This window comes from Flavobacteriales bacterium (genome assembly GCA_020635395.1).
Classification (GTDB): Bacteria; Bacteroidota; Bacteroidia; order NS11-12g; family UBA9320; genus UBA987.
Genome location: JACJZV010000001.1, coordinates 1,394,464 through 1,421,073 on the forward strand (window position 1 = coordinate 1,394,464; position 26,610 = coordinate 1,421,073).

The 26,610-nt window shown below is 37.9% G+C and carries 28 protein-coding genes and 1 CRISPR repeat array; of the genes, 12 read left to right on the forward strand and 16 right to left on the reverse strand.

Annotated elements, in window-relative coordinates; genetic code table 11:
- Positions 1-20: 20 nt before the first annotated feature.
- Positions 21-524 carry an endonuclease V gene (locus H6607_05955; protein ID MCB9261900.1) on the forward strand — a complete coding sequence of 168 codons (504 nt, stop codon included), beginning with the start codon at positions 21-23 and terminating at the stop codon, positions 522-524.
- A gap of 69 nt (positions 525-593) precedes the next feature.
- Here the strand turns inward: H6607_05955 and H6607_05960 are convergent, their stop codons facing one another.
- Both H6607_05960 and H6607_05965 read right to left on the reverse strand, forming a co-directional pair.
- Positions 594-2,117, reverse strand: coding sequence for a hypothetical protein (locus tag H6607_05960; GenBank protein ID MCB9261901.1), 1,524 nt, complete (start codon positions 2,115-2,117; stop codon positions 594-596).
- Positions 2,118-2,329: 212 nt separating this feature from the next.
- Positions 2,330-2,545 carry a hypothetical protein gene (locus H6607_05965; protein MCB9261902.1) on the reverse strand — a complete coding sequence of 72 codons (216 nt, stop codon included), beginning with the start codon at positions 2,543-2,545 and terminating at the stop codon, positions 2,330-2,332.
- 228 nt (positions 2,546-2,773) lie between these two features.
- Between H6607_05965 and H6607_05970 the strand changes: the two genes are divergently transcribed.
- The 3 genes from H6607_05970 to clpB all read left to right on the forward strand — a co-directional run bounded on the left by H6607_05970 (position 2,774) and on the right by clpB (position 7,264).
- Positions 2,774-3,280, forward strand: coding sequence for a hypothetical protein (locus H6607_05970; protein ID MCB9261903.1), 507 nt, complete (start codon positions 2,774-2,776; stop codon positions 3,278-3,280).
- A gap of 314 nt (positions 3,281-3,594) precedes the next feature.
- Positions 3,595-4,488, forward strand: a complete 894-nt coding sequence (locus H6607_05975; GenBank protein ID MCB9261904.1) for a hypothetical protein — start codon at positions 3,595-3,597, stop codon at positions 4,486-4,488.
- 163 nt (positions 4,489-4,651) lie between these two features.
- Positions 4,652-7,264: an ATP-dependent chaperone ClpB gene (gene clpB / locus H6607_05980; GenBank protein MCB9261905.1), complete on the forward strand. Its 2,613-nt coding sequence runs from the start codon at positions 4,652-4,654 to the stop codon at positions 7,262-7,264.
- Positions 7,265-7,379: 115 nt separating this feature from the next.
- Here the strand turns inward: clpB and H6607_05985 are convergent, their stop codons facing one another.
- From H6607_05985 to tmk, 7 genes are all read right to left on the reverse strand, one after another.
- Positions 7,380-7,793 (reverse strand): hypothetical protein, encoded by a 414-nt coding sequence (locus H6607_05985; GenBank protein MCB9261906.1) that lies wholly within the window; start codon positions 7,791-7,793, stop codon positions 7,380-7,382.
- A gap of 233 nt (positions 7,794-8,026) precedes the next feature.
- Positions 8,027-8,647, reverse strand: a complete 621-nt coding sequence (locus H6607_05990; GenBank protein ID MCB9261907.1) for an ABC transporter ATP-binding protein — start codon at positions 8,645-8,647, stop codon at positions 8,027-8,029.
- Position 8,648: 1 nt separating this feature from the next.
- Positions 8,649-9,431, reverse strand: coding sequence for an acyl-ACP--UDP-N-acetylglucosamine O-acyltransferase (lpxA, locus tag H6607_05995; protein ID MCB9261908.1), 783 nt, complete (start codon positions 9,429-9,431; stop codon positions 8,649-8,651).
- Positions 9,432-9,446: 15 nt separating this feature from the next.
- Positions 9,447-10,853 (reverse strand): bifunctional UDP-3-O-[3-hydroxymyristoyl] N-acetylglucosamine deacetylase/3-hydroxyacyl-ACP dehydratase, encoded by a 1,407-nt coding sequence (locus H6607_06000; protein ID MCB9261909.1) that lies wholly within the window; start codon positions 10,851-10,853, stop codon positions 9,447-9,449.
- Positions 10,854-10,863: 10 nt separating this feature from the next.
- Positions 10,864-11,886, reverse strand: a complete 1,023-nt coding sequence (gene lpxD, locus H6607_06005) for a UDP-3-O-(3-hydroxymyristoyl)glucosamine N-acyltransferase (GenBank protein ID MCB9261910.1) — start codon at positions 11,884-11,886, stop codon at positions 10,864-10,866.
- Positions 11,887-11,923: 37 nt separating this feature from the next.
- The gene (locus H6607_06010) at positions 11,924-13,144 is read right to left on the reverse strand and encodes an HD domain-containing protein (protein ID MCB9261911.1); all 1,221 of its coding nucleotides are present in this window, start codon (positions 13,142-13,144) and stop codon (positions 11,924-11,926) included.
- Positions 13,135-13,776: a dTMP kinase gene (tmk, locus tag H6607_06015; GenBank protein ID MCB9261912.1), complete on the reverse strand. Its 642-nt coding sequence runs from the start codon at positions 13,774-13,776 to the stop codon at positions 13,135-13,137. Before tmk ends, H6607_06010 begins: the two co-directional genes overlap by 10 nt.
- Before the next feature lie 138 nt (positions 13,777-13,914).
- Here tmk and H6607_06020 point away from each other — a divergent pair, with 138 nt between their 5' ends.
- The 4 genes from H6607_06020 (at position 13,915) to H6607_06035 (ending at position 17,584) form a co-directional block, all read left to right on the forward strand.
- A complete protein-coding gene (locus H6607_06020; GenBank protein MCB9261913.1) occupies positions 13,915-15,465 on the forward strand; it encodes a PglZ domain-containing protein in 1,551 nt (516 codons plus the stop codon).
- 1 nt (position 15,466) lies between these two features.
- Positions 15,467-15,886 carry a tRNA (adenosine(37)-N6)-threonylcarbamoyltransferase complex ATPase subunit type 1 TsaE gene (gene tsaE, locus H6607_06025; GenBank protein ID MCB9261914.1) on the forward strand — a complete coding sequence of 140 codons (420 nt, stop codon included), beginning with the start codon at positions 15,467-15,469 and terminating at the stop codon, positions 15,884-15,886.
- Positions 15,880-16,989, forward strand: coding sequence for a M28 family peptidase (locus H6607_06030; GenBank protein ID MCB9261915.1), 1,110 nt, complete (start codon positions 15,880-15,882; stop codon positions 16,987-16,989). Before tsaE ends, H6607_06030 begins: the two co-directional genes overlap by 7 nt.
- 76 nt (positions 16,990-17,065) lie before the next feature.
- On the forward strand, positions 17,066-17,584 hold the full coding sequence (locus tag H6607_06035; protein ID MCB9261916.1) for a hypothetical protein: 519 nt from the start codon (positions 17,066-17,068) through the stop codon (positions 17,582-17,584).
- A 24-nt stretch (positions 17,585-17,608) separates the two neighbouring features.
- Here the strand turns inward: H6607_06035 and H6607_06040 are convergent, their stop codons facing one another.
- The 7 genes from H6607_06040 to H6607_06070 all read right to left on the reverse strand — a co-directional run bounded on the left by H6607_06040 (position 17,609) and on the right by H6607_06070 (position 21,318).
- A complete protein-coding gene (locus H6607_06040) occupies positions 17,609-18,478 on the reverse strand; it encodes an IS3 family transposase (protein ID MCB9261917.1) in 870 nt (289 codons plus the stop codon).
- A complete protein-coding gene (locus tag H6607_06045) occupies positions 18,475-18,753 on the reverse strand; it encodes a transposase (GenBank protein ID MCB9261918.1) in 279 nt (92 codons plus the stop codon). The genes H6607_06040 and H6607_06045 overlap by 4 nt, the downstream gene beginning before the upstream one ends.
- A gap of 76 nt (positions 18,754-18,829) precedes the next feature.
- Positions 18,830-19,399, reverse strand: coding sequence for a hypothetical protein (locus H6607_06050; GenBank protein ID MCB9261919.1), 570 nt, complete (start codon positions 19,397-19,399; stop codon positions 18,830-18,832).
- A gap of 95 nt (positions 19,400-19,494) precedes the next feature.
- A complete protein-coding gene (locus tag H6607_06055; GenBank protein ID MCB9261920.1) occupies positions 19,495-19,914 on the reverse strand; it encodes a hypothetical protein in 420 nt (139 codons plus the stop codon).
- An 8-nt stretch (positions 19,915-19,922) separates the two neighbouring features.
- Positions 19,923-20,549 carry a hypothetical protein gene (locus H6607_06060; GenBank protein ID MCB9261921.1) on the reverse strand — a complete coding sequence of 209 codons (627 nt, stop codon included), beginning with the start codon at positions 20,547-20,549 and terminating at the stop codon, positions 19,923-19,925.
- The gene (locus H6607_06065; GenBank protein MCB9261922.1) at positions 20,546-20,965 is read right to left on the reverse strand and encodes a hypothetical protein; all 420 of its coding nucleotides are present in this window, start codon (positions 20,963-20,965) and stop codon (positions 20,546-20,548) included. The genes H6607_06060 and H6607_06065 overlap by 4 nt, the downstream gene beginning before the upstream one ends.
- A gap of 26 nt (positions 20,966-20,991) precedes the next feature.
- Positions 20,992-21,318 (reverse strand): hypothetical protein, encoded by a 327-nt coding sequence (locus H6607_06070; GenBank protein MCB9261923.1) that lies wholly within the window; start codon positions 21,316-21,318, stop codon positions 20,992-20,994.
- A gap of 182 nt (positions 21,319-21,500) precedes the next feature.
- On the opposite strand from H6607_06070, the gene H6607_06075 reads away from it, so the two are divergent.
- The 4 genes from H6607_06075 (at position 21,501) to H6607_06090 (ending at position 25,800) form a co-directional block, all read left to right on the forward strand.
- The gene (locus H6607_06075; protein ID MCB9261924.1) at positions 21,501-21,887 is read left to right on the forward strand and encodes a hypothetical protein; all 387 of its coding nucleotides are present in this window, start codon (positions 21,501-21,503) and stop codon (positions 21,885-21,887) included.
- 101 nt (positions 21,888-21,988) lie between these two features.
- Entirely contained in the window at positions 21,989-23,083 is a 1,095-nt protein-coding gene (locus H6607_06080) for a hypothetical protein (protein ID MCB9261925.1), read from the forward strand.
- A 76-nt stretch (positions 23,084-23,159) separates the two neighbouring features.
- Positions 23,160-25,271 (forward strand): hypothetical protein, encoded by a 2,112-nt coding sequence (locus tag H6607_06085; protein MCB9261926.1) that lies wholly within the window; start codon positions 23,160-23,162, stop codon positions 25,269-25,271.
- A complete protein-coding gene (locus H6607_06090) occupies positions 25,258-25,800 on the forward strand; it encodes a hypothetical protein (protein ID MCB9261927.1) in 543 nt (180 codons plus the stop codon). Before H6607_06085 ends, H6607_06090 begins: the two co-directional genes overlap by 14 nt.
- Positions 25,801-25,875: 75 nt before the next feature.
- A CRISPR array of direct repeats spans positions 25,876-26,373; the repeat unit is 36 nt; unit sequence GTTGTAGAAGCCTGCATTTTGAAAGGTATTCACAAC.
- The last annotated feature ends 237 nt before the right edge of the window (positions 26,374-26,610 follow it).

The window sequence follows — 26,610 nt, forward strand, 5'->3', positions numbered from 1 at the left end:
ATGAATAAACCATTATGAGCATGGGAACAACATTATTCTTAGACGTAGGGTATCATGATGATGGTGCTTTGGCGGTAGGTCTTTTGATGGATGAAAATGAAGAAAAGGTATATACCAAGAATATAGATTCCGTTCAAGATTACGTACCTGGAGAGTTTTACAAGCGAGAACTTCCTTGTCTGCTTGAAATTATAAATCAGGTTGATTTAACCAGGCTTAAATTCATTGTGATAGACGGTTATGTGTATCTTGACAGGGATAAAAAACATGGGCTTGGAATGTATCTCCACCACATTCTCAATGAAACGGTACCTATTATAGGCGTTGCCAAGACACCGTATAAAGGAAGTAATTTTGCCGAACCCGTTTATAGGGGAGAAAGCACCAATCCTTTGTTTATTACGGCAGTGGGAGTTGATGTAAAAGTAGCCGCAGCATTTATTAAAAATTTGGCTGGACTTTATAGAATTCCGGACTGCCTTAAAAAACTTGATGGCTTAACCAAAACGAAGATTGAAGGATAATTCTGTCAATTTATTGATTTTTAGGCAAATACCTCCTGTCAAATTTCTACTAAATTTGGCTTGATTTACCTAATTTGATAACAGAACCTTTGTTGTTGACAAAATTTCTCCAGAACTATTTTTAACAATCAAATAATAGAAATGAGCACCATGCGTTTCGCTTAATTCTTTAAAGTCAATTTTATTTTGCCCTATATTTATATTTCCGGTCATAATGGTTTGGCCGAGCGAATTCATTAATTCATATATTCCTATAGAATTACTTTTTAAATAGAGGGTTGGCTGGTTCAAAGGGTTGGGATAAACGCTAATTTGGCGATTTTTCCGATTCAAATCCAGGGTTACAAAAATGGTTTCTGATAAAGAAAAATCGCTGTTGTAATCAATTTGCTTTAATTGGTAGAAATAAATCTCACCCATTACTACATCATTATCCAGAAATGAATAGGTTTGTTTTGAACTTGAATTTCCATTTTTAGATGGCTCCGACCCAATAATTTCCCAGTTCTCTCTATCTGTTGACCTCAATATCTGAAACATTTCATTGTTAATTTCACTGGCTGTTTCCCACGTTAATTCAATTGAATTGTCCGTTTGTTTACCATTAAATGACAGCCAAGTTACGGGAAGAGGCAAACCACATGGATCTCCTGAGTACACCACGTAATTTCCACTATTTGAGTAAGATCCTGAATTACCCGAATTATCGACAATGATACAGTTGTTAGGATCAATATTAAATGTAATTGTGCCAGTGTTGTTAAAGTTTCCCGCGTTGGCAATATGAATGCCTTTGGCACCTGGATTATAGCTGCCCGAAACAACAGGAATACCAACATGAACCATTCCATCGTTAATAAAGGTGCCACTAATGTCTATCGGATAAATATTTCCCACCCCAATTTCAACGGTTAATTCCCCCGTGCTATAATTATGCAAAACACCACCATTTTCTACAGCCAACTTACCGGAAGAACCGCTGGATATGGAGGAAACCATACCGTAGTTAGACATTTTGCCTCCATTTCTAATCAGAATACCTTCCATTGTTGCGGTTGAACCGCTTAATGTGGTAAAGTACCCTTCTTCTACCACTAAGTTTTTTTCAATCACCAAATTACCATCATTAGTAAAATTGCTGGCAATCGCACCATTTCCAACGTTCAAGTTTTTTAGACTCATAAAGCCGCTGTTTGTTACTTCTGCACCACCAACACCTGAAACCGTTAAACCATAATTCAAATCGCCAAAAATTACATTGGTCTGGTTTAGCAGTATAGCACTGTCTCCCATTCTTACGGTTGATGCCCTAAATGTATCTGCACTCGTGCTATTGGGGTCAGGAATGATGGTTAAACTACCATAGTCATCAACATCAACGCTATTGGCACTTGTAATTGGTACGTTGCTATAAATTTCAACGGTTGTATTAAATACGATTCTTTCAGAGCTCGTAGGCACACCGGCAGACCAATTGGAGGCTGTGTTCCATGCAGATGTTGTTATTGGAGTGGTGGTTCCAATCCAAGTGGTCACTGCATTTGATATTAAGGATGTTAACAGTAAAGTTGATAATACGATGAATTTGTTCATATTAAATTTTGTTGATTGACAATGCGATAAGTTGCGAAAAATCGTATCGAAGAAACCAACATAATATTTTTGGCAAAATATTGTAAAATAAAAAGCACACCAAAAAATTTGATAACACACATACGATAGATTCTCTATTTGGTTTCCCAAATACTGGACAAATATAACAGTTGTATATAGTTATCAAATTGATTTTGGGATAATTTATACACTTATTGGCAACATTTAGGTAAAACATTGGCAAGTTTTGGATTCATCAAAGAAGAAGTATTAATGCATAATATCGTTATAATTAATGTGTTAAAATCGGGCTCACCAATGCTTAAATTAATAACCTTCACTCCGGTTTCGGCCAATTCTCGAGCCTTCTTGGTCATCACCAACGTCTGTGACTCTTCAACCGCTTGTAATTGGCTGGAAACTTCCATATAAAGGTGAAATTACAGCCTTTTGATTATTTTCCTATATTTTGTTTTTGTACGTTGGTTTTAAAAATGTTCTCTAAATTCGTCATGAGAGGCTTACTGTTGCATCCCCATTTTACCGAGCAAGAATTTTGATTTAATTTGTCTGGTTTTAAAGCTCGTATGGAAAATTTGGACTACGATGAAACATTTAAATCGCTATACTATTTAACTCGTAAATCTTTATAGAATATGAACTATCTGATAAGTTTTAGTGTCACTTGGGATATTCCTGAAAAAGGTCATTGGTTTTTTGGATTCAACTCAGACCAACTCACTTTAATTATTTGCTGGATGGACACCATTGATAGCAACATGGCCAAAATGTTCTATGATTATACCATTTGCGAATCGGATTATGGATGGCTCAATCCTTCGGTAACGGGTACTAATCCTTACAACGATTCTGATGTTTATGTTAACTACGCCGATTATCAAATATTGATAAACTTTTTCAAGAACACGCTTTATCCAATTTTGGAGGACTTGGGTGAATCTGCCATATATACGAAAGATGATATCGATGCTTTGACAGATATGGGGATTGCAACTTCGAATTATTGGCTGGAATCTGCTGCATATGACTTAGAGTTTTTCTTAGATGCTTATGCCGATATTTTTATGAGGAACCTTCATAGTTTCGAAAAACTGTATCAGATGGCCATTGATCATTCAGGCATAATATCAGTAGATCGATGAGCATACAACCCATAACACCCCGTTACTACCCCAAGCTGGCCGAAGGTATCAAAACTGATAATAACATTACTCGATAGCTATCGGATGACGGTGTTATTTTGTCGTCATGCAGAGCGTAGCGAAGCATACCTTTCTGAAAATACTCCAAATTTTTGGCTTAATTTGTTGGGTCAAAAGATGGATAGAGCAAAAGATATTGAAAACCTCGAAAGGTTATAAATTGAATTGTTCATAAAATTTTAGTTTTTAACATCGCTTAATCCAAATTTGAAACCTGCTACTTTTGAACTTTATCGAGTTGAAAAGTTATTAGTATGGATGATATAATAAATCAAATGAGAAGTCAGTTGGATTCAATTTTTGACAAATTTTCGGCGGCAAGTGGTCTTGTTTCTGAAATTGCATCACGTAGATTTGTTTACTCAAAGGTAGAAAGAAAAAAAGTCCTGTTTGTTGGTTTTAATCCATCCTATACTTCAGATTCAAAGCCAAACGGAAATGACTACGAGCCGTATGATTTGAAGGAGGCCGTTGAAAGATACCCGAAACATTATAAAAAATTTCAAGATTTAGCAGATGAATGTGGAGTAGGTGAGGATTGGACATACATAGATTTGTTCTTTTTTCGAGAAACCGAACAGAAAAAGATTGCTGAAATATTAAAGGATGACATCGGAGTTGATTTTATCTGCCAACAACTTCGTTTGACGATTGATTTGATGGAGAAAATTAAACCCGAAATTATAGTAGTTTGTAATAGTGGGGCAAGAGAATTTTTCGGAATAGATGAAGATTTGGAAACTAAAATTTGGATGGGATATAATTTCATTTTTGATGAAAAATTCGGAGTAGATGTGATATCAGGTATGAACGAGAAATCTATCAAAAAAGGTGTTAAATCTACCGAACTTATCGGTATTCCAGTGCTATTTACCAGTACTTTGAACTATATGGATCGTTCTTCTAAAAAAAGGCTTGCTTGGCAAATCAATCAAATCCTAAAATATCATACCTTATTTTTTGGGGAATCTTACTTGAAACATGAGTCTTTGTTAGAGCAACTCAAATTTTTTACCAATAACATTTTGGAAAAAAATCGTAAAAAATCAGAATCAGTGACCAAAAGTAAATTTGAACACGCTTCTAAACTTAGAGATGAAATAAACTCAGATATGACGGATTTATTGGAATTACTTTTAAAATCATAAAGCAAAATAAGGCTGCCATTCCGTCCTCAAAAAACTAAAAATCAATCAATTACATGAAATTGTGTCCGAAAGTGATTGGGAGGAGTGTTTGAAATCGGTTATTCTGTCATGAATTTTAGTTAATCATGGTTTTTGTAAACCAATCTGAAAAAAGTACAAAATCATGAACTTGGATAAATTTACAATCAAATCGCAGGAGGCCGTTCAAAAAGCACAAGAACTGGCCATTGCAGCCGATAATCAAGCCATAGAAACTGGCCATTTGCTCAAAGGGATATTTTTGGTGGATGACAGCGTGGTGTCGTTTGCCATTAAAAAAGTGAACGCAAACCATGCCCGCATTGAGCAAACGCTTGATTCTATCATAAATTCTTATGCAAAGGTGACCGGAACGTCGCAGCATTATCTTAGCAATGATGCCAATAAAGCGTTGGTAAAAGCCCAAAAATTTATGAAAGATTTTGGCGATGAATTTGTGAGCATAGAGCACATTTTTTTGGCTTTGACAGAAGGAAATGACCAAATTGGACAAATGTTAAAAGATGCCGGAGTTAAGCTATCGGAATTAAAAATAGCTTTTCTAGATTTACGAAAAGGCAATAAAGTAACCAGTCAAAGTGCTGAAAACCAATTTAATGCTTTGAAAAAATACGCCAAAGATTTAAACGAATTGGCTGAGCAAGGCAAACTCGACCCCGTTATTGGTCGGGATGACGAAATACGCAGAGTGTTACAAATTTTATCTCGTCGCACCAAAAACAACCCCATTTTGATTGGCGAACCGGGCGTTGGAAAAACAGCCATTGCCGAAGGTTTAGCTCATAGAATTGTGAGCGAAGATGTGCCGGAAAACTTGCGTAGCAAACGCATTTTTTCGTTGGATATGGGTTCGCTGGTGGCCGGGGCAAAATATAAAGGTGAATTTGAAGAGCGGTTGAAAGCTGTAATAAAAGAAGTGATTGACAGCAACGGAGAGTTGGTGTTGTTTATTGATGAAATTCACACATTGGTTGGGGCAGGGGGCAGCGGAGACGGTGCAATGGATGCGGCAAATATTTTAAAACCGGCTCTGGCTCGTGGAGAGTTACGTGCCATTGGTGCCACCACTCTGGCCGAATATCAAAAATACATTGAAAAAGACAAGGCATTGGAGCGGAGGTTTCAAACCGTGTTGGTTGATGAACCGAATACAGAAGACGCAGTTTCTATTTTGCGTGGGTTGAAAGAGCGATACGAAATGCACCACAAAGTGCGAATAAAAGACGAAGCCATTATTTCGGCGGTAGAGCTGTCGCAACGGTATATTTCTGATCGGTTTTTGCCTGACAAAGCCATTGATTTGATAGATGAAGCAGCGGCCAAACTGAGATTGGAGATTGACTCTGTACCGGAAGAACTGGATGAATTAAACCGAAAAATTCGTCAATTGGAAATTGAGCGGGAGGCCATAAAGCGAGAAAATGACGAGAAAAAATTAGAAAAACTCAATGCCGAAATTGCCAATTTAGGGGAGGAAAGGGATTCGCTAAAAGCCCGATGGGAAAGCGAAAAAGTGATTGTGGATGGTATTCAAAATACCAAAAAACACATTGAGCAACTCAAATTAGAGGCAGAGCAAGCCGAGAGGGCAGGTGATTTTGGCAAGGTGGCCGAAATAAGATACGGCAAAATATTGGAGGCCAATGAAAAACTCAATCAATTTCAAACCCAGTTGGCCGCACAACAAGATGCCAAAAGTTTGGTAAAAGAGGAGGTAACCAACGAAGATATTGCCGAAGTGGTGAGCCGCTGGACGGGCATTCCGGTGCAAAGTATGTTGCAAAGCGAGCGGGAAAAACTGTTGCATTTGGAGGATGAATTGCACAGAAGAGTGGTGGGGCAGGAGGAGGCTATTGCGGCTATATCTGATGCTATTCGTCGCAGTCGTGCCGGACTTTCTGACCCCAAGAAGCCGATAGGTAGTTTTATTTTTCTCGGCACCACCGGCGTTGGCAAAACAGAATTGGCTAAGAGTTTGGCCGAATATTTATTTAGTCGAGACGATGCCATGGTGCGGATAGATATGAGCGAATATCAAGAGAAACATACGGTTTCTCGTTTGATAGGAGCCCCTCCCGGATATGTTGGCTATGACGAAGGTGGACAACTTACAGAGGCCGTACGCCGCAAACCTTATTCGGTTATTTTGCTGGATGAAATTGAAAAGGCTCACCCCGATGTGTTCAATATCTTACTCCAAGTGCTTGACGATGGCCGATTGACCGACAACAAAGGTCGAACAGCAAATTTTAGAAATACCATTATCATCATGACGTCCAACATTGGTGCACACCTTATTCAAGAACGATTTGCAGAAATGAACGCAGGAAATCAGGACGTAATTGAGGCCAAAACAAAAACCGAGGTATTTGAACTTCTGAAGAAAACAATTCGACCCGAGTTTTTAAATAGAATTGACGAGTTAATTATGTTTAAACCACTTGGTAGAGACGAGATTCGAGGCATTGTGGATATTCAATTTGCCAGTATCAGTAGGATGTTGAACGAACAAGGAATTACCTTGAAAGCTACTAACGAAGCACTCGATTGGTTGGGTGAGATTGGCTATGACCCCAGTTTTGGAGCAAGGCCATTAAAAAGAGCTATTCAGCGGGAGGTTTTAAATCAATTGTCGAAAGAAATTTTGGCCGGAAAAATCTCCAACAAAAGCATTATTGAACTGGATTTAGATGATAAAAAACGGTTTATATTTAGGAATTTGGTGAATATGAATTAAGGTTAACTCCCGTTGGCAAGTCTTTCGTCGATGCCGCAATATTTCGAACCATTAAGGCATTTAGGACATTAAGACTTAATGAGCCTAAATTTCTTAATGGTTTTTATTGAATCTCCTAAGTTTTAAGTTTATAACACAGCATCAATCGGTTGAATGGGTTAATAAAAATACTCTTAGAGCCATTTTTTCCAAAGATTACCGAGCTTTCGATATTGAAGTTGAATTTTTTAGCAAGGTTGAAATCGGCTCCCAAAAATGGGGAAAGAAATTGTTTGTTCATCTCTACCTCTTCAATAAATCTTGGATACTTATATTCCATGGTTCCACGTCTAAATAGTGCATCTACACCGAGGTACACTCTATTTTTTTCCATATTTTGGTTATACTGAAATCCGATGTTCATTGTATAAAAAGTGTAGGAAGTAGAGGTGAAAACAAAATTAATAAGGCTGTTAATCTTTTTAGAGGCAGCATCGTAGTTCAATCCTGCCCGAAAACTCACTTTTTCTCTATTGTACCGGTACTGCAATGTCGAAAAAGGATTGTTAGCCACACCATATTCATTCAAAACAATGGTGGCATTGGGGTCTAAATTCCATTGTCAATAACGCACAGAGAAAAGATTTAAACCAATTTCGTGACTATTTTTGGGCTCTTGAGCATATAGGTTCGAATAAAGGCATAATGCAAGAAAGAGTATTTTTTTCATAGACCCCAAAAGTAGCTCAATTTTGAAATTTGAAATATACTTTTGAAAAGAACTTATTTGAAATCCTCCATTAAAATTTGGTTGTTGCAAAAATTATATTCTTCTGGCTGGTTGCTGGCAACTACCACTATTTTACCATCAGGAACGCCCCCAATTAAACGTTGATACCAACCAATCCCTTGCTCATCAAGATTTGAGGTAGGCTCATCTAGAAGATAAACATCTACTTCTGACGCAAGAGTTAACAATAGCTTTAACCTCTGTTTCATTCCGCTTGAAAAAAGGGATATTTGTTTGTTTAAATGTTTATCGAGTCCGCAATCTTTGAGCCATTGATTTATATCCACATCATTTCGCAAGGTTTTTAGTGCAAAATGAAAATCAATACTTTCTTGAAGTGTGTAATCTTCAATGAGTTCTATGTACGGGCTGCAAAATGCAAAATATTGATGTCGATTGTTGATGTCTATTTCGCTGTCTGATTTCCACAAAACACTGCCTTGTGTTGGGGATACAAACCCGCACAAAACCTTTAAAAAGGTTGATTTTCCGCTGCCGTTGCTACCCAATATTGCAGTTCGATCACCAGTATTAAATTGATGGGAAAGTTGGTTAAAAATCCATTCTTTTCTATACCTTTTTGAAAGATTGTCAACCTGAATAGAATGAATCATTTTATCTCGACAAAAATCCTTTCATAATACCTCGGTCGGAGCCTTTGATGAAGCTAATAATTTCATCACGCTCTTTGGTCGCAGGCATTTCAGCTTCTATTTTTGCCAGAGCCACGGCGTTGTTTAAACCACGCAGATAAAGCATTCGGTAGATTTCTTGAATTTCGGAAATTTTATCGGAAGAAAAACCACGTCGTCTTAGCCCAATAGAGTTTACCCCCTCATAACTAAGTGGTTCTCTGGCCGCTTTGGTAAAAGGCGGAACATCTTTTCGCACCAACGAACCACCAGAAACCATTACATGTGCTCCTATTTTTGCAAATTGATGTACGGCAACTAAACCGCTCAGAATGGCAAAATCATCGATGTGTACTTCTCCAGCAATTTGGCTGGCATTGCCAATGATTACGTTGTTGCCAATAATGCAATCGTGGGCAATATGCGAGTAGGCCATGAGCAGGCAATTGTTGCCCACCACAGTTTTGTTTCGGGTTTTTGTTCCTCGGTTTACCGTTACACACTCACGAATGGTAGTGTTGTCGCCAATTTCTACCGTGGTGTCTTCGCCAGCAAATTTTAAATCTTGCGGAATGGCCGATATAACAGCTCCCGGAAAAATGCGGCAGTTTTTGCCAATACGGGCACCTTCCATGATGGTTACATTAGAACCAATCCAAGAACCTTCTCCGATTTCTACATTTTTATGAATGGTAACAAACGGCTCAACAACCACGTTGTTGGCAATTTTTGCTTCTGAGTTAACGTATGCTAAGGGCTGAATCATTTCGACAAAAGTAGGTTATTTATTTTCAACAATTTGAGCCATCATATCTGCTTCGCACACCATTCTGTTGCCCACATATCCTTCGCCGTGCATAAAGCACAAACCGCGTCTAACGGGGGCTTTAAGCTCCATTTTTATGACAAAAGAATCTCCGGGAACTACTTTTCCTTTAAACTTGGCATTTTCAATTTTTACAAAATAGGTACTCCATTTTGATGGGTCTTCTTTGTCGTGCAGCACTAAAACGCCTCCTGCCTGAGCCATGGCCTCTAATTGCAGAACTCCGGGCATTAAAGGCTCTCCCTGAAAATGTCCCTGAAAGAAATATTGATCTCCGGTAATGTTTTTTACTCCAACAATAGAGTTTTCATTCAATTCAATAACTTTATCCACCAACAAAAAAGGGAAAGTGTGTGGCAAAATCTTTTCGATTTGTTGGTAGTTGTATATTGGTTCGAGGTTTGGGTCGTATTTAGGTACGTTTTGCATTATTTCCTGTTCCTTTTTAGTTTTCAGCATGATTTTTCTTATCTTTTTGGCAAACTCCACATTGGCTGCATGACCCGGGCGAGCGGCCATAATTTGAGCCTTTAATGGCATACCTATCAGAGCCAAATCACCAATCATATCGAGCAGTTTGTGGCGGGCGGGTTCGTTTTGAAAACGAAGCTCTACATTGTTTAAAATGCCCTCTTTTTTTACTTCAACTTTAGGTTTATTGAATAACTTAGCCAATTTGCCAAGTTCATCATCTTCAATCACTCGGTCAACAATAACGATGGCGTTGTTTAAATCTCCACCTTTTATCAAGTTATTGTCCAACAACATTTCAAGTTCGTGCAAAAAACAAAAGGTTCTGCAACTCGAAATTTCTTTATCAAACTCGCTTAAACCGGTTATAGATGCGTGTTGGCTACCCAAAACAGGGGAGTTGTAGTCAATCATTACCGTTAGACGGTAATCGTCCAGCGGCATGGCCACCATCTCTACCCCACGGTCTTCCTCGGCATAAGCAATGTTGAATGGAATGTCGAAATATTCTCGCACTTTTGTTTGATCAATGGTTCCAATTTCTTTCAACTTGGACACAAAAGGAGCGGAGCTTCCATCCATAATGGGTGTTTCGCTCGAATCAAGCTGCATCAGTACGTTGTCAATTTCCAAACCAGCCAAGGCTGCCAAGACATGCTCACATGTATTTATTCGTGCACCATTTTGCTCCAATGTGGTACCTCTCGAAACATCCACAACATAATCTACCAAAGCCTCCACAATAGGTTGTCCTTCAAGGTCGGTTCGTTGAAATTTGTATCCATGATCTTCTGGAGCGGGTAAAAAAGTAATATTTACAGATTTTCCGGTATGCAATCCGGTGCCGCTCATGGTAAACTTTTCTTTAATTGTTGTTTGAAACTTTTCCATCTAAAAATTCCTATTTGTCTTTCAGTTCTTTCTCCAATTTTTCAATTCTTTCTTTGAGTTTTGGTAAATCTCTAAACGCAATTTGGCTTCTCAACTCATCTTTTAGAGGCTGCACCGGACTACCGAAAAGCCTCATATTTTCCTCGGTCACGTCTTTGCCCAAACCGCTTTGAGCACCCACTTGAGTTCCTTTTGCAATTTTTAGGTGTCCTGCAAAGCCCACTTGGCCGCCAATTATGCAATTTGAGCCCAAAACCGTGCTGCCAGATACGCCTGACTGCGAGGCTATGACCGTATTTTCGCCAATCTCAACATTGTGGGCTACCTGAATTAAATTATCCAGCCGCACGCCATTTTTTATAAAAGTACTGCCCATAGTGGCTCGGTCAATGCTGCAATTGGAGCCAATTTCAACATCGTTACCAATGATTACATTTCCTATTTGAGGTATTTTTACATAGCTTCCATCTTTTTGTGGAGCATGACCAAAACCATCGCTTCCTACAACTGTGCCTGAATGGATGATGGTATTTTTGCCTATTACACAATCATAATAAATGCTCACGTTGGCATAAATAATGGTATTGTTTTCAATAGAAACACCAGCACCAATAAAACAATTTGGGTATATTTTAACATTGTCGCCAATGGCTACATTTGCATCAATATAGGTGTTTGCCCCAATGTACGCATCCTGACCAATTTTGGCAGAAGAATGTATAAAAGCACCTTGCTCAACACCCGATTTTTCATTAGCCGGATTAAAGTATTTGTTCAATACTTTGCAGAAAGCCAAATAGGCATCTTCCACATAAATTAAGGTTTTATTTAGCTCCTGTTTGGGTTCAAAACCATTATTTACCAATATCACCGAAGCCCGAGTGGTATAGATGAATTCTTCGTATTTGATGTTAGCCAAAAAAGTGAGCGAACCTTGCAGGGATTGGTCTATTTTGGAAACGCCTACAAATGAATCGGTTTTGCTATCCGACAGTGTGCCATTAACAAACTCGGCCAATTCGGCCACTGAAATGCTTTTCAACGTTTTTTACTTTGCAGCAAAAGTAAAATTATTTTGGGCTACAAACGAAAAACTTAGTGGCTAAGCTATTGACCGGAAGAAAATTGTAATTGTCTGATGCTTCGTTTAATCCAACCAATGCACCGGTTTTCAACCTTATCATAATCTCGTTTTCATTGCTTTTGTAGGCGGTATTATTCAAATCGCCACTAAAAACATGGTATTCAGCCTCTTCTTTGGTTAACTGTTTCTGGTTGGCAATTCGATTTATCTCGGCTTGGATATAATCGTTTGAAAATTCCTGATTTTGAATAATAGTTTTAGGTAATTTTCTGTTAATCAGGCATTTGCTTAAATCAGACAGCACTTTATCGGCTTCGTTTTGCCAATTTTTGATACAAACCATTACGTCCAAATCATCGATGCTCGCAAATCGGTTCAAAGTGTCGGTATCGGTTAAAATCTCTCTTGAAATGTTTTGAGAAATAAAAAATCGGAGGTTTGGAAGGGTAAAAATATCCACTCCGTCGGATAAAAGTTTTTTTGCCCTCCGTAAAATATTGAGCAACAAACAGTCGGCAGAAATGACTGTTTTGTGTAGATAAACTTGCCAATACATCAATCTTCTGGCAACAATAAATTTTTCGATGGAATAAATGCCTTTTTCATCAATAACCAATTGACCATCAGCCACATTCAGCATTTCAATAATTCGTTCCAAACCAACTATTCCTTCAGAAACACCTGTATAAAAGCTATCTCTGGTAAGGTAGTCGAGCCTATCAACATCCAGTTGACTGCTCACTAACTGGTATAAAAACTTTTTATGGTATTGATTTTTAAAGATTTGAATAGCCGTTTCCAGTTTTCCGTCAAACTCATTATTGAGTAGGTGCATAAAGGCAACCGAAATTTCTTCGTGAGCTACATTGGCAACAAACGCATGCTCCATAACGTGACTAAAAGGGCCATGACCAATGTCGTGCAGCAAAATGGAAATCTGGGCCGATAGCTCTTCATGGTCAGAAATTTCCACTCGCTTGCTACGCAATACCTGTATGGCTTTGGCCATAAGGTGCATGGCACCAATGGCATGATGAAAACGGGTGTGGTTGGCACCCGGATACACAAGGCTTGACAGCCCCAATTGGCGGATACGCCTAAGCCGTTGAAAATAGGGGTGTTCTATTAATTTAAAAATCAGCTCGCTTTGTATGGAAACAAAACCATAAATGGGGTCGTTGATGATTTTTATTTTTTTCATTTCCATTTCTCGTGCAAAAGGTTTTGAGTCACATTCCAAACATCAGAAGCTATTTCATCCGTGTTTCGGTTTCCATTTATTCGAGCGATGTTTTCTTCACTTTTCACTTTTTTGATGGCTTCATCATATTTGCCATACACATTTTTAAGGTTTTCTAACGTCTCATAAAGTTCGGTGGTTGCTCGGTTTTCTTTGATACGATTCATGCTCACATCTGGAGATATATCGATGTAAATGTTTAAATCGGGTCGAAGAATATTGGCACACATTGCGTTAGATTGGATAACCCAATCCATATCCATAAAAGTGCCATGATAAGCGTAAGAAGAGAGATAATATCGGTCGGAAACCACGATGAAACCATCCTTTATTTTTTGCACGAGGCCGTTATCATGGTTCAGCAAATGTTCAAGTCTATCAGCCAAAAAAAGTGCAGCCACAGTTTCGTTGCTGGCTTTCATTTTTCGGCTAAAAACTGAACGAATCATTTTTCCAATGGCATTATCGGTGGGTTCAAAGGTGGAATAAACCTTATGGCCTTGCTCAATAAGTTTCTCGCAAAGAAGTTTTGCTTGGGTGCTTTTGCCGCTTCCGTCAATTCCTTCAAATGCAATGAAAATGCCTCTTTGTTTACCCATTCGTCATTTTTTTGGCAAAGTAAATGGAAATAAGCCTCTCTAAAAAATTGATTATTTTATCTATTGAAACACCTTTTTTGCAATAACAAGGCCAAATTTGCAGTTCACTTTCTTTTGAAATTACATTACAACAATTAAATGAGTAAAATTAAGATACTTTGGGCCGACGACGAGATTGAATTATTAAAGCCACATATTATTTTTTTAGAAACAAAAGGGTATCAGGTTTCAACGGTAAACAACGGCAAAGACGCTGTTGACATGGTGACCACCGAAAAATTTGACTTGGTTTTTTTAGATGAAAATATGCCAGGAATTAGTGGGTTAGATGCGTTAAACCAAATTAAAGAATTACGCGAAAATTTGCCCGTGGTGATGATAACTAAGAGTGAAGAGGAGCACATTATGGAAGATGCCATCGGTTCTAAAATTGAGGATTACCTCATAAAGCCGGTCAACCCAAATCAAATATTGCTGTCCATCAAGAAAATAATTGACAATAAGCGTTTAGTAACAGAAAAAGTCACTGTCAAATATCAGCAAGAGTTTAGGAACATCATGATGGCTTTGATGGATCGGTTGGATTTTGACCAATGGAAATCAATATATAAAAAGTTGGTTTATTATGAGTTAGAAATTCAGCGTAGCAACGAAACCGGGATGGAGGAAGTGCTTCAAACTCAAAAAAATGAGAGCAACAAAGAATTTTGTAAGTACATTGAGCAAAACTATATCGATTTTATTCAATATGACAACGCACAGGCACCCACCATGTCGCACACTGTAATGCGAAAAATGGTGGTTCCGGAATTGGGCAATGAACCGGTTTTTTTGATACTTATAGACAACTTGCGTTTCGACCAATGGAGATTTTTACAACCTACTATCAACGAACTTTTCAACCTTGATTCGGAGGATATGTTTTTGAGCATATTGCCAACCACAACTCAATATTGCCGAAATGCCATGTTCGCCGGTTTGATGCCGGCAGATATAGAAAAACGTTTTCCGGGCAAATGGAGCAATGATGAGGATGAGGGTGGAAAAAATTTGCATGAGGAAGATTTTATGCAAGATTTGTTTCAACGACTGCGGGTGCAGTCCAAAACAAGCTATACAAAAATCGTTCACCTCAATCAGGGAAAAGATTTGGCAGATGCCATTCCGAACATGTTTGAAAATGATTTAAACGTTATTGTTTACAACTTTGTTGACACCCTTTCGCACGCCCGAACCGACATAAAGGTAATGCGGGAATTGGCAGAAAATGAGGCGGCCTATCGGTCGTTGACGCTTTCTTGGTTCGAGCATAGCCCATTGTATGATGCCTTAAAACGAATTTCAGAAAAAAAGGCAAAAGTGATTATAACCACCGACCACGGCTCAGTAAAGGTGGCTGATTTTGTAAAGGTTTTGGGCGATAAAGCAACCACAACAAATTTGCGTTACAAAACTGGAAAAAATCTAAATTTCAATCACAAAGAAGTTTTTGAAATAAAAAATCCGCAAAAGGCCGGATTGCCAGTGCAGCATTTGAGCAGCAACTTTATTTTTTGCCGCAATAATGACTTTTTTGTGTATCCAAACAATCTAAACCATTATGCAAAATATTATCGCGACACCATCCAACACGGGGGCATTAGTTTGGAAGAAATGATGGTTCCGTTTATAAAACTTTCGAGTAAATAATATGGAGTTTTTAGTTTTGGATGAAGCCGAATTGAACGGTGTTGCCGAATATATTTTGAGTCATCTTGCTACGAAAAACATCATTCTTTTTAGTGGAAATTTGGGGGCAGGAAAAACCACTTTAATCAAACAAATCGGTAAAAAAATGGGTGTAATTTCAGCCATGAGCAGCCCCAGTTTTGGCATTGTAAATCAATATAAAACGAAAACAAGCCGCCTTTTAAATCATATTGATTTGTACAGAATAGTGCATGTCGCAGAACTATATGATTTTGGTTTGCCCGAAATGCTCGATTCGGGACAATTAAACCTTATAGAATGGCCTGAAATGGCCGAAGAAATATGGCATCAGTATGATTATATGCAGGTTGAAATATCGATAGAAAAAGGAAATAAAAGGCGTATCTTCGTATCATGCTAAAAAAGGGCAGTGTTTTGGTTTTGTGTTTATTAAGTGCAACTGCTTTTAGTCAAAATTATAGCCCAAAACTGAACTACGAACTGCAAAAGATTGAGAACTCCACCGACATTTTGAAAACATTGGAGGCTTTTGGCCCCAAAACGCTAAACTCTCAAAATTTAAAAAACACCGCAGCATGGTTGGCACAACAATACATTGCCATGGGCTATGATTCGGTTCTAATCGATTCATTCAGTTTCAATAATCAATCATTGCGAAATGTGGTGGTTTTTAAGCCAGGCATTTCTACCAAAGAATATATCATCGTTTGTGGCCATTTTGACACACGCGGCGGCTCGGGTACAAACGACAATGGGAGTGGAGTGGCGGCTATTTTGCAAACTGCTGCCTTGTTGGCTGATAAAAACACCCAACGCGGCATCTATTTTATTCATTTTGACGGGGAGGAATTGGGTTTTTGGGGAAGTGAATTTTATGTAAACAGCCGATTGAGCAAAAACTACGGAAACCTATATATGCTGCTTAACGTGGACCAAATAGGGGGTACAAAAGGAGAGGTTGGGAATGACAAAATAAAATGTGAACGAGATTTGAGCAATTTGCTAAGCAAACAAATAGCAGACACTATTGCAAGGCTAACCACGTATTATACAAATTTAGAACCCATATTGAGCGAGGCTTATGCCAGCGACTATGTGCCGTTTATAGATGCTAAAAGAACCTGCGTTGGGCTTTATCAAAATGCCACCGGAACCATCTTTAATCACGATGCTTCCGACACCTTTGGCAATTTGGATACCGTTTCGTTTAAAGAGGCCGTAAAACTTACGGCGGCAACAGTCGTCTATTTTGCACAAACCCCTGAAATAGTGGGAGTTGAAAGTGTATCAATGACAGATTTTTTCGAGGTATTTCCAAATCCGAATAATGGCCATTTTACGATTGCCAACCACTCAAATGCATCCATTTTAAATCAAAAATTAGTTGACATTTCGGGTCATGAAATACAAAATAACACAGAAAACAGCCTACCTTCGGGTATCTATTTCTTGCAGATAGAGTGTGAAGAATTTATGGTTGTTAAGAGGATTGTGGTGTATTGAGGAAAAAATCAATAATTGAAAATTAAGGGAGATACAATTAGTCAAAAAAAGGGCGGTTAATTATTCAAGGTTTACCATGATATACAAAGCACTATTTATTTTACTCTTAGCAACAGCAAGTATCCATACTAGTGGTTATAGTAATTATTATACGGCATACCTTTCTGTACACACCGATTCTGTTTTAGAAAGTACCATTAAAATAGATTCATTTACCCCGCACCCATATTATTCGGAGAGAGTAACACTTTGGCTTGCACTAAATGGTAAGCCTTGTTTGGATAGGGACTTAAATAAATTTATGGAATATTTGCATCTTAATTTACCAAAACTAAGATATGTAATAATTCCAGCTAAACAGCCTTGGTTGGATATATTGCCACTTAAACTTTATGATGAAATGAAAAACCTAATACTAATCTCCGAGTATAACATAGAAATTGGGTCTCCGTCTATTTGTGAATTGAACTCAGAAAGGTTGAAAGATACTGGCTTAGACTTGAGCTACTATGAACCGTATGTCTCCATTTCTATAGATCAAAATCAAGATAATTACGGGGGATTCGAATCAATTGTGGATTTAGGTAAAAATTAACTACACCCCAAAGTTAGGACAAAATCAAAGGTACTTATAATTAACTTTTTCTGATTTATTTGGGTTAAAATATTTCTGTAATGGGGTTAAATTCCCTATAGAGCTATGCCTTCTTTTTGTGTTGTAAAATTGGATGTATTGGTTGATTTGTTGGTATAATTCCAAGCCCCCGTTGGGAGGGTTTAGATAGATTTTTTCTTGCTTTAATGAACGCCAAAAACGTTCGATGTAAATGTTGTCTGTAGCCCTTCCTTTGCCGTCCATAGAGATTTGTATGTTGTTTTGTTTTAGAATGTTTAGATAAATTTCGCTGGTGTATTGCGAGCCTTGATCGGAGTTGTGAATGTGAGGTTTTCCGTGTAGTTTTATGGTATCTGTGAGCAAGTCTGCACACCACTGTGCGGTCATCGTGTTAGACAGACTCCAGCCCACTATTTTTCTGCTATACACATCAATGATAGCTGCCATAAACATATGGCCTCTAAACATTGGAATATACGTTATATCTGTTTGCCAAACGTGGTTTGGGTGTTCTACTTTGAGTCCACCAAGCAGATAGGGATAATGACAGTTTGCCTTGTCTCTAAGGGTGGTTTTGGGCTTGGCATAAATGGTTTTTAGACGCATTTGACGATATAGTCTGCGAACACGTTTTTCGTTGATTTGATAACCCAAGTCTTCTTTGAGATAGGTCGTCATTCGAGCCACACCATAGTATGGATGTGCCATAAAACATTGGTCTATGGTTCGCATCAACTGCTCGTTTAATGCACTGGTTATCTTGGGCTTGTAATAAACACCAGATCTATTGATGCCCATTAATTTGCAACGCTCCATTAAGGGTAGTCTTGAACGCGTTTGTACAGCTCGCTGCCGTTTTTCTGTCAAACTCATTTGCCCAAGACTTTCTTTAAAAAATCAATCTGCATTTGCATATGACCGATTTTGTTGTACAATTTCTCGGTGTCTTCAGACCCTTTTTCTTTGGTCGACTTTGACTCAAATACTTCCGAGGCATTCTCCAAAAACTCCTTTTTCCAAGATACAATCTGGGTGCTATGCAGCTCATACTTACTGGCCAGTTCTTGCAATGTCTGACGTTCTTGAAGGGCTTCAATGACCACTTTGGCCTTAAATCCCGAACTAAATTTTCTACGCTTTTTGCTCATTTTCCAATTCAAATTTATTAATCTTTTGAATTGTCCTTTTTTTGGGGAGTACTATAAAAAAAGGACGCAATGTCCTTTAGTTCATTTGATATTTCTCACAAACTGTTCCAAATTGCTGTATTGCTTCTTGTAAAATTGTACAATTGCAAATGTGTTTTTCGGGATTAATATTTCCGCAAACAGACGGTAATACCTTGAAAGCAAGATCTACCGGAACCCCTGTTTCAAGCCTCAGGAAAGTATCAAGCAGGGAAGCACCATAATCCATCAAATCGTGGGTCTCGGTAAGAAACCAACAATTTACATCTTCATCTAAGCCAAGGATCACACCCTGTGCTGTTTTTTCTTGATCTGCTTCTGCAAACTGAATCTTAGAAGGGAAGTAGTAAACGAGTTGAACGCCTTCGAATACGGGGTGCTTTGGAAACTCGTGGAATGCCAAGAAAGCATCATACGCTCCACTAAAATCTTCAACAATAGAGTAATAGGGTATTGTATTCCAGTTGCCGGGAATAGCATATCCGTTTTCCAATAGATATTGGTGGAATTGATTTCTATAGGAAATTAAAGGCAATATCAATGAATGTCCTAAGTCAAAATCAATGGTATTTGAAAATATAGATAAATTGATTTCCGTATTCATCATAGTAGCTTTTATATTTTATCAAAAAATGGGAAAAAGACCAATGGTTTACATCGGTCTTTGGGTATTAACCTATGATAGGTTAAATAAAGAAATATTCACTTGTTAAGCCAAAGCCTTTTGGCTTGCTCAAATCCAATCCACTTGCCATGTTCATCATATCCACGAATGGCAAGTTCATAGCGTATGAACTTTTTTAAAGGTACTTTTTCGTGAAGGATAAACCGTAGGATGTTTCCATCCAAGGTGGATAGCCGTCCAACGATTTCCTCCCAGTGTTTGAGCGGATTTTCATCCGTTCTGATTTTCTCAATCTTTCGATACGAAAGATGGGCATAATGTCTAGGAAGGCGGTGTGCAAACGGTATTTCCATGTCAATGGATTCATCCTTGCTGCACACCACGAAATCATCTTCCGGGCCATCCACCACTCCAAAAGTGGTGGTTTTCTGTTGATGCTCAAAGTTGAGCCATTTGGCTCGGTCAAGGGCTTTTTGCAAATGTCCGTAGTGTTCCATAGCTCAACTTAAAACGGTGGAATAATGATGGTTTTGCTCAAAACCTTGAGTGAACTCGGTTCAAAACCTTCTTCCGATACCAAACGGGAACACTCCAAACGGGCATCCGGTTCATTGTCAAACAACACTATTGGGTGATGGTTGACCTCGTTTACCTGATGTTCCTGTACCAAGGCATCGTAAATGCCAAATACCTGCCGCATCCAACCTGCTTTTTTTAACTTGGCGTTAAAATTTGAGGCATCGTAGTCATCCCATTGCGAGATGGGTTTTTGATTGAGGTAATGATTGGTTTGCCCAAGCTGATGAAGTACTTGATAAATAAGGAAATCATCAAGGTCTTTAGGTTTGTGTAGCGAGGTTTCCTTTTGCCACACATTCAAAAAATACCCCAAGATGAAATATTCATCTTCTACCAAGGCCAACAAATCTTTGTTGGTACTTCCGGTAAGTGGCAGGCGTTCGCTCATTTCTTTGCCATGCTTGAGTTGGATGATGAGAATCAGTTCTTTGCGTGAAAGAAGCGATACCCATCCTGTATTAAGCACGGTATTTTTGGCTTCGCCTTTTCGCAACAGGTTTTGATAATGCTCCAACAATTTGAGCATGATCAACAGCGTTCGGATTTTAATCATTTCAAACCTCCTTTCGCTGCTTTTGAAACCTGTGTTTTGGCCGATTCCTCTTTGGTAGAAGAGGTGTCGGCTTTAAGGGTTTTCACTTCGGTAATCTCCACATCTACCTCCATGGGCTGTGCGGATGTTAGCGATGTTTTTGTTGCGGTAATCTCCTCCGTCCATTTTTGAGTGTAATAGGAGATAATGTACAAGTCATCGCCCACCACCTGAAGCAGTTGATGGTTTTCCATCTCCAACAAGTTGAGGTCTTTGGGCAATGTATTACCGTACTTTTTTTGAATGATTTGGATAAGTTCCTTACGGGTAAGGTAATCCAAGAGGGTGGGGCTGATGTTGGCAACTTTGTCGCCGCCGGCCCGTTTGCGTAGCACCGATGAAAACAATTTCATCAATGCGTGTTGATGTTCTAACATAACGTAAAAAATTATTAAGTGAAACTTTAGGTGTGATAGTCTATCACAACAATCCAATGTTGGTTGAAATACTCAGCTTTATCTTTGATGATATCTTCCAAAAAAAATTCTTCTCTCAGAACGGCATCAAAAACTTCTATTTCATCGGTGCTGTCCATATAGTCCATCAGATTTTTGAGTATTTCTTCGGTAAAAAGTTGAGCATCGTCTTCATAACCCAAATCCGTGTACTTGGTTCGCGAATATGGGTTGTCATACAAGCCCCCAAGTTCTTGCCACAGGTTTTGAAGATGTTCTTGATTTTCCTTAATCACGCTTTGCGGTATGCCCATGTCGGTAACTTCTGCACCCAAGGTTAAAAGTAAATCAGATGCTTTGGAGAAAAATGGACGGTTGGGTGTTGTTAAAACGCCACTCCACCTTCCTCCAATAACAAACCAGTCGGATTTGCCTGAACCGAAGTACCCCTCGGTATGAGCAAATCCTTCTTCACAAAGACAGTCATAAGCAAAGCTTCTGGCTTCTTCCGAAGTGTGTGCTTGGTCGGTGGGAAATGTTGGTGGAGGTGTACAAAGAGCAGGCCTATGACGAGAAGGTGGTTCTTTCTGAAATCAACAAACTCAAACAAAAAATTGATGTACTGGATGAACGGTTTGCGTTTGGGCAAATAGAAAAAGAACTGTACGACAAAGTGGTTTCTAAAGAAAAAAAGGCAATGACCGATTTACAGAAACGCTTACTCCAAGCAAGTCCATCATCCATTCCAAAAATCGAACAGGGAATCGAAGAATCACTTCAATTGGCTCTGAATATTCACACGCTCTGGCAGGATGGCGATGTCTATCAACGCCGGAGGCTGCAAAGTCTGATGTTTCCAAAGGGGCTTGGATATAATTTATCAAAGGATGCTTTTGTGGTGTAGGTGGTAGATGGAATGATTGGGGAGATTTGTGGGGGTAATATATTTTTAAAATCTTAATCCGCGTTTAAATTGTTTTCCTTTCTTTGAGAAAAATTTTAAAAATGACCTCAACTGAAACGCTCAATTACCGATTTAAGAATGAACATCCGTACTACTTTGGGGCATACCTCAATATGGCAAGGAACAACCTCTATCTTACGCTTGCTCATATCGCAGATTTAAACAACGTCAGCCACCCTAACGGAGATACAGAATGGCGAAGACCTCCACTCATTCAAAAACTTAATCAAAACGAACAACCAGACACGGTCAGTAAGATAATTGAAAAAATAGATACGCACTTGCCCTTCGTTCAATCATTTATAAGAAGTGAGTTACGCTATGAACAAAAGCAAAGTAACAACAACGCACAACGTCTTCCGTTACCGTCTGATTATTACAAGATTATTACGGAAATAGTAGATGTGATTAATGATCTTCGGAACTTTTACGTTCATTCCAATCATCAACCTATTCAAGTTAAACTAAAAACAATCAAATGGTTAGAACACCATTTTGATGTTTCAATCAGAGAAGTTGCAGAACGATATCAAATTAAAGATGATAAACTTGAAACTGGTTTGTCGTTTCTACGTCGCAGAAAAGGAAAGGATGAAAATCCTGATTTTAAATACTCATTTAAGGATCGAGATGATAATATCACGGAAAAAGGGCTTGCCTATCTTATTTGTTTATTTCTTGAAAAATCGTATGCATTTAGATTTTTATCAAGGATAAAGGGATTCAAACGAAGCGAAGGCTTTTTTAGATATACCAAAGAAGTTTTTTCATCGGGAGCCATTCGAATTCCGAAACCACGGCTTAAAAGTGATTTTTCGGAGAATGCACTGTTTTTGGATGTTTTGAATGAATTGGGACGCTGCCCAAGAATGTTGTATGCTCATTTATCGGAAACAGACAAAAAGGAATTTCAAGTTTTGGATGAGCAAGTCGAGAACCCAGACGACGATTCAATTTCTAAACTAGTGCGTGGTACTGACCGATTCAATCATTTTGCCATGCGGCTTATCGATGAAAATAACTTATTTGAAAAACTTCGATTTCAAATAGATTTAGGTACTTATTATTTTAAAGAAGGCTACGAAAAAAATATTAATGGCGAAAATCGAATTCGGCATCTGAACAAACGCATATAAATCGTATGGTAAACTTTCAGAGTTTGCCGAGGATAATAGAACTGACAATTGGAAAGAACTTGCCCAAAAAACTCATTTGAAACAAAAAGCGGAAACAGCACAATATATTGTAGATACCAATCCGAGGTACAATATAAATGACTCTTGGATTATGCTAAAGAAAGTAGATCCAAAAAACACAGTCAAGTGGCCAAAAACTCATTTAGATGACTTGTCAAGAGAATTTAAACCGAAAGCAGAACAACCTAACTTTTGTTTGAGCACCTATGAACTCCCTGCAATATTGTTTTACGAGTTTTTGTGTAAGAAATACAGCATTAAAGTGTCAAATGCTGAAGGAGTAATTATCGGACACGAACGAAGCTATAACAGTCTCATTGCTGACATTAAAGGTGGAAGTTTATTACCATTGTTCGAGATACCACTTTATAATAAAAACAGCAGTTATAACAAAATGGGTGTAGATTTACAATTTGAAAATGAAATTGACCATCGATTTTCTGAATTGGAACATACGCTTCAAAAATATAATCTTGAAATAGAACATATCCCAAGAATAGTAAGAAACTATTTGCTAAACCTAACCCATGTTTCTGTGAAAGAAAAAGCAAAAACCAGATTAAAAGAATTGCAAAATGAGTGTGACGCATTGCTTGATAGACACGAACGATTAGTGATGAAAGTAAAGCAATCTCCCAAGGAGGGTAAACGAAAATTTACCGAACTGAAATCAGGCAATATTGCTGATTTCTTGGCAAGAGATATATTGTTTTTACAACCTGCTGTTGAGATAAATAAAGGAAAAGCTAATTCGACTGAATTTCAAGTTTTGCAAGCCAATTTTGCTTATTTTAATCGGGATAAATACAAACTTTTTGATTTTTGGAAAAGTTTAAATTTGATTAATTCAAAAAATCCTCATCCATTTTTGAAAGAAATGAATCCTGCAAATTTTCAAAACATCCAGAGTTTCTATAAATCGTATCTTCAAAAAAGAAAGAATTATTTCGGAAAATGTCTCACAACTTCCGGGTTTGAAAACTTACACTTTTTGCGTATTCGTGAGACCCCAACTATCAAAGAACAAATTGCGAACAGGTTCGACAATGTGCCCTTTAATATTCCAAGAAAACTATTTACTTCTCATATTTTGGATATATTAAAAACCAAAGGAACATCTGCGTTGAAAGAGGCATTGGGAAATGCAAGGAATCTAAATGTTTCGTTTATGATTAAAGCATTTTTTGAATTTGAACTGCAAGACAATGGTCAGCCATATTTTCAATATAAACGCTCTTATGATTGGATAAATAAACTTGAAGACACAAGAACAAAAAAGCAAAAGTTTATTCCGCTTAAAAAACAATATTATCATCTCACAGAACTTGAAAAAGGAGTAGATAATTGGAAAAACAAGATGAACCAAAAACCTGAAGCTACTGATAATGAGATAGCTATAAAAGGAAATCTTCTAAAACTTTACAAGCAGTTTGAAGACAATGAAAAACAATTGCGTTTAACCCAACTTCAAGATAGAGCACTGTTTTTGAGCCATACTTTACTAAGCACGTGTACCTCTGCTCATTTTGTACCCGGAGAAAATGACTATCAGTTAAAAAATATCAAAAACCTATTAAATAAATCCGGCAAGATAGAAGTGTCCATTCCATATCAAGTAATTGATTATGTGGACAAAGAAAGAAAATTGGAAGGTTCTAAAATTATCTTTCAGAACGATCTACGTAGAAAAAACTTTGGTGATTTCAGACGATTTATGAAAGACAGAAGAATAAATGACTTGCTGCCCTATTTCAATGACTCACGAATAGAAAGAGGCCGTGTGGAAGCCGAACTCACAAGATACGACGAATTGCGAGAGGATTTTGCAGAAATCTTGTACCGATTTGAACAGAATGTAATCCATAATCATAAGCATAGCTTTGGAGATTACTTTGTAAATCATACAAAAAACTACATTGGATTTCTTGAAGTTTTAGAAATTTACAAAAACCAACGAAGCGTATCTGATGAAGAAGCAGATATGATGCGATGGATACGCAATAGCTTTGTACACAATCAGTTTCCTTCCATTTTCCTGTTCGGCTCACGGGTTGATGACTCACAAACAAACTTGTTCATTGACCAAATTTATAACATTGTAAAACCGCTTTTTTATGCAAATAATTAATATGATACTGCTTTGCCAAACCCAATCGAACGGGATAGATTGGTTTAAAATTATCGAAATGCTCATCCCAGTTTTGGTAGCCATTTTAGCATTTTGGTTTGGGCTTAGGAGGCTTAAAAAAGAAACCAGCATATTGGTACAAAGAAAAAAACTGGATACAACCATAGAGAGCTACCAGGAATGTTGGAAACTACTCAGGTATATGACACCTACTGAAAACAGAGACAGCATTTTGAGATTTGAAAAAAACAAGAATGAAACCCAGTGGTTTGCCAGATTAGAGAATGGCCAATTGTTTCTCGATGAACTTACCGCCGTGTTTTATGAAAAGGGATATGGCTTGTTTTATTCCAAAGACATAAAAGAAAAACTGTTTGAGTATCGAAGCATTTTATATGGTTTGCTATTAAAGGAAAAAGGTAAGCAAGAGGTGCAACTTACCAATGAAAATATGATAAACCGAATGTCGCAATTGTACGATGAGTTAAACAATATTTTAAAAGAAAAATTAAGTGAAACAGCGAATTGAAATAAATATTTGCCATTTTTATAGGTGAAAATATTGATATAAGACATTGAATACCAATCGATAACAAGCACCTACGTTGTAGAAGCCTGCATTTTGAAAGGTATTCACAACAGGAGGGCGTATCGGATGCATCTGGTATGTGTTGTAGAAGCCTGCATTTTGAAAGGTATTCACAACTGCCCAGTATGGAGCCCCCGATTCCATTCGTTGTAGAAGCCTGCATTTTGAAAGGTATTCACAACGCTATGGCCAATTTTCATTTTCACCATCTTGTTGTAGAAGCCTGCATTTTGAAAGGTATTCACAACTGGTCTAATTTAGAATATTCGAGCCTAATTGTTGTAGAAGCCTGCATTTTGAAAGGTATTCACAACTGAGAAAACTTTAGAACTTGACGAAAGAGTTGTTGTAGAAGCCTGCATTTTGAAAGGTATTCACAACGCTTCCGGGTTTGCCTTTTTCAATACATCCGTTGTAGAAGCCTGCATTTTGAAAGGTATTCACAACTAAGGGTAGCAAGGAGAGTAAATAGAAAAAGTTGTAGAAGCCTGCATTTTGAAAGGTATTCACAACACTTATTTGTAAAAATTTTGTTCGCTAACGGTTTACAAATTGATTTTACGATGATTAATGGCGTAAGCCATCAAACATTTGTCTGTCTTGGGATTAATTCTCTGTCCTGTAATTTCTAAAATATACTGGACAAGATGTTGCTTTTTGATTTTTTTACCCCAAGGCGAATCGAACATTTTTCAATCTTACAACCCTCTGTATCAAAGACATATAAATTATGCCAACTCAATGTTCGAT

Excerpts from the sequence above, each read along its gene's own strand:
- H6607_06000 (MCB9261909.1), bottom strand. The coding sequence starts at position 10,853 with ATGGAAAAGTTTCAAACAACAATTAAAGAAAAGTTTACCATGAGCGGC.
- H6607_06020 (MCB9261913.1), top strand. The coding sequence starts at position 13,915 with ATGAGTAAAATTAAGATACTTTGGGCCGACGACGAGATTGAATTATTA.
- tsaE (MCB9261914.1), top strand. The coding sequence starts at position 15,467 with ATGGAGTTTTTAGTTTTGGATGAAGCCGAATTGAACGGTGTTGCCGAA.
- H6607_06090 (MCB9261927.1), top strand. The coding sequence starts at position 25,258 with ATGCAAATAATTAATATGATACTGCTTTGCCAAACCCAATCGAACGGG.
- H6607_06045 (MCB9261918.1), bottom strand. The coding sequence starts at position 18,753 with ATGAGCAAAAAGCGTAGAAAATTTAGTTCGGGATTTAAGGCCAAAGTG.
- H6607_06055 (MCB9261920.1), bottom strand. The coding sequence starts at position 19,914 with ATGGAACACTACGGACATTTGCAAAAAGCCCTTGACCGAGCCAAATGG.
- H6607_05955 (MCB9261900.1), top strand. The coding sequence starts at position 21 with ATGGGAACAACATTATTCTTAGACGTAGGGTATCATGATGATGGTGCT.
- lpxA (MCB9261908.1), bottom strand. The coding sequence starts at position 9,431 with ATGATTCAGCCCTTAGCATACGTTAACTCAGAAGCAAAAATTGCCAAC.
- H6607_06050 (MCB9261919.1), bottom strand. The coding sequence starts at position 19,399 with ATGATGAATACGGAAATCAATTTATCTATATTTTCAAATACCATTGAT.
- clpB (MCB9261905.1), top strand. The coding sequence starts at position 4,652 with ATGAACTTGGATAAATTTACAATCAAATCGCAGGAGGCCGTTCAAAAA.
- tmk (MCB9261912.1), bottom strand. The coding sequence starts at position 13,776 with ATGGGTAAACAAAGAGGCATTTTCATTGCATTTGAAGGAATTGACGGA.
- H6607_06080 (MCB9261925.1), top strand. The coding sequence starts at position 21,989 with ATGACCTCAACTGAAACGCTCAATTACCGATTTAAGAATGAACATCCG.
- H6607_05990 (MCB9261907.1), bottom strand. The coding sequence starts at position 8,647 with ATGATTCATTCTATTCAGGTTGACAATCTTTCAAAAAGGTATAGAAAA.
- H6607_05975 (MCB9261904.1), top strand. The coding sequence starts at position 3,595 with ATGGATGATATAATAAATCAAATGAGAAGTCAGTTGGATTCAATTTTT.
- H6607_06060 (MCB9261921.1), bottom strand. The coding sequence starts at position 20,549 with ATGATTAAAATCCGAACGCTGTTGATCATGCTCAAATTGTTGGAGCAT.
- H6607_06010 (MCB9261911.1), bottom strand. The coding sequence starts at position 13,144 with ATGGAAATGAAAAAAATAAAAATCATCAACGACCCCATTTATGGTTTT.
- H6607_06030 (MCB9261915.1), top strand. The coding sequence starts at position 15,880 with ATGCTAAAAAAGGGCAGTGTTTTGGTTTTGTGTTTATTAAGTGCAACT.
- H6607_05970 (MCB9261903.1), top strand. The coding sequence starts at position 2,774 with ATGAACTATCTGATAAGTTTTAGTGTCACTTGGGATATTCCTGAAAAA.
- H6607_06040 (MCB9261917.1), bottom strand. The coding sequence starts at position 18,478 with ATGAGTTTGACAGAAAAACGGCAGCGAGCTGTACAAACGCGTTCAAGA.
- H6607_06065 (MCB9261922.1), bottom strand. The coding sequence starts at position 20,965 with ATGTTAGAACATCAACACGCATTGATGAAATTGTTTTCATCGGTGCTA.
- H6607_05965 (MCB9261902.1), bottom strand. The coding sequence starts at position 2,545 with ATGGAAGTTTCCAGCCAATTACAAGCGGTTGAAGAGTCACAGACGTTG.
- H6607_06035 (MCB9261916.1), top strand. The coding sequence starts at position 17,066 with ATGATATACAAAGCACTATTTATTTTACTCTTAGCAACAGCAAGTATC.
- H6607_05960 (MCB9261901.1), bottom strand. The coding sequence starts at position 2,117 with ATGAACAAATTCATCGTATTATCAACTTTACTGTTAACATCCTTAATA.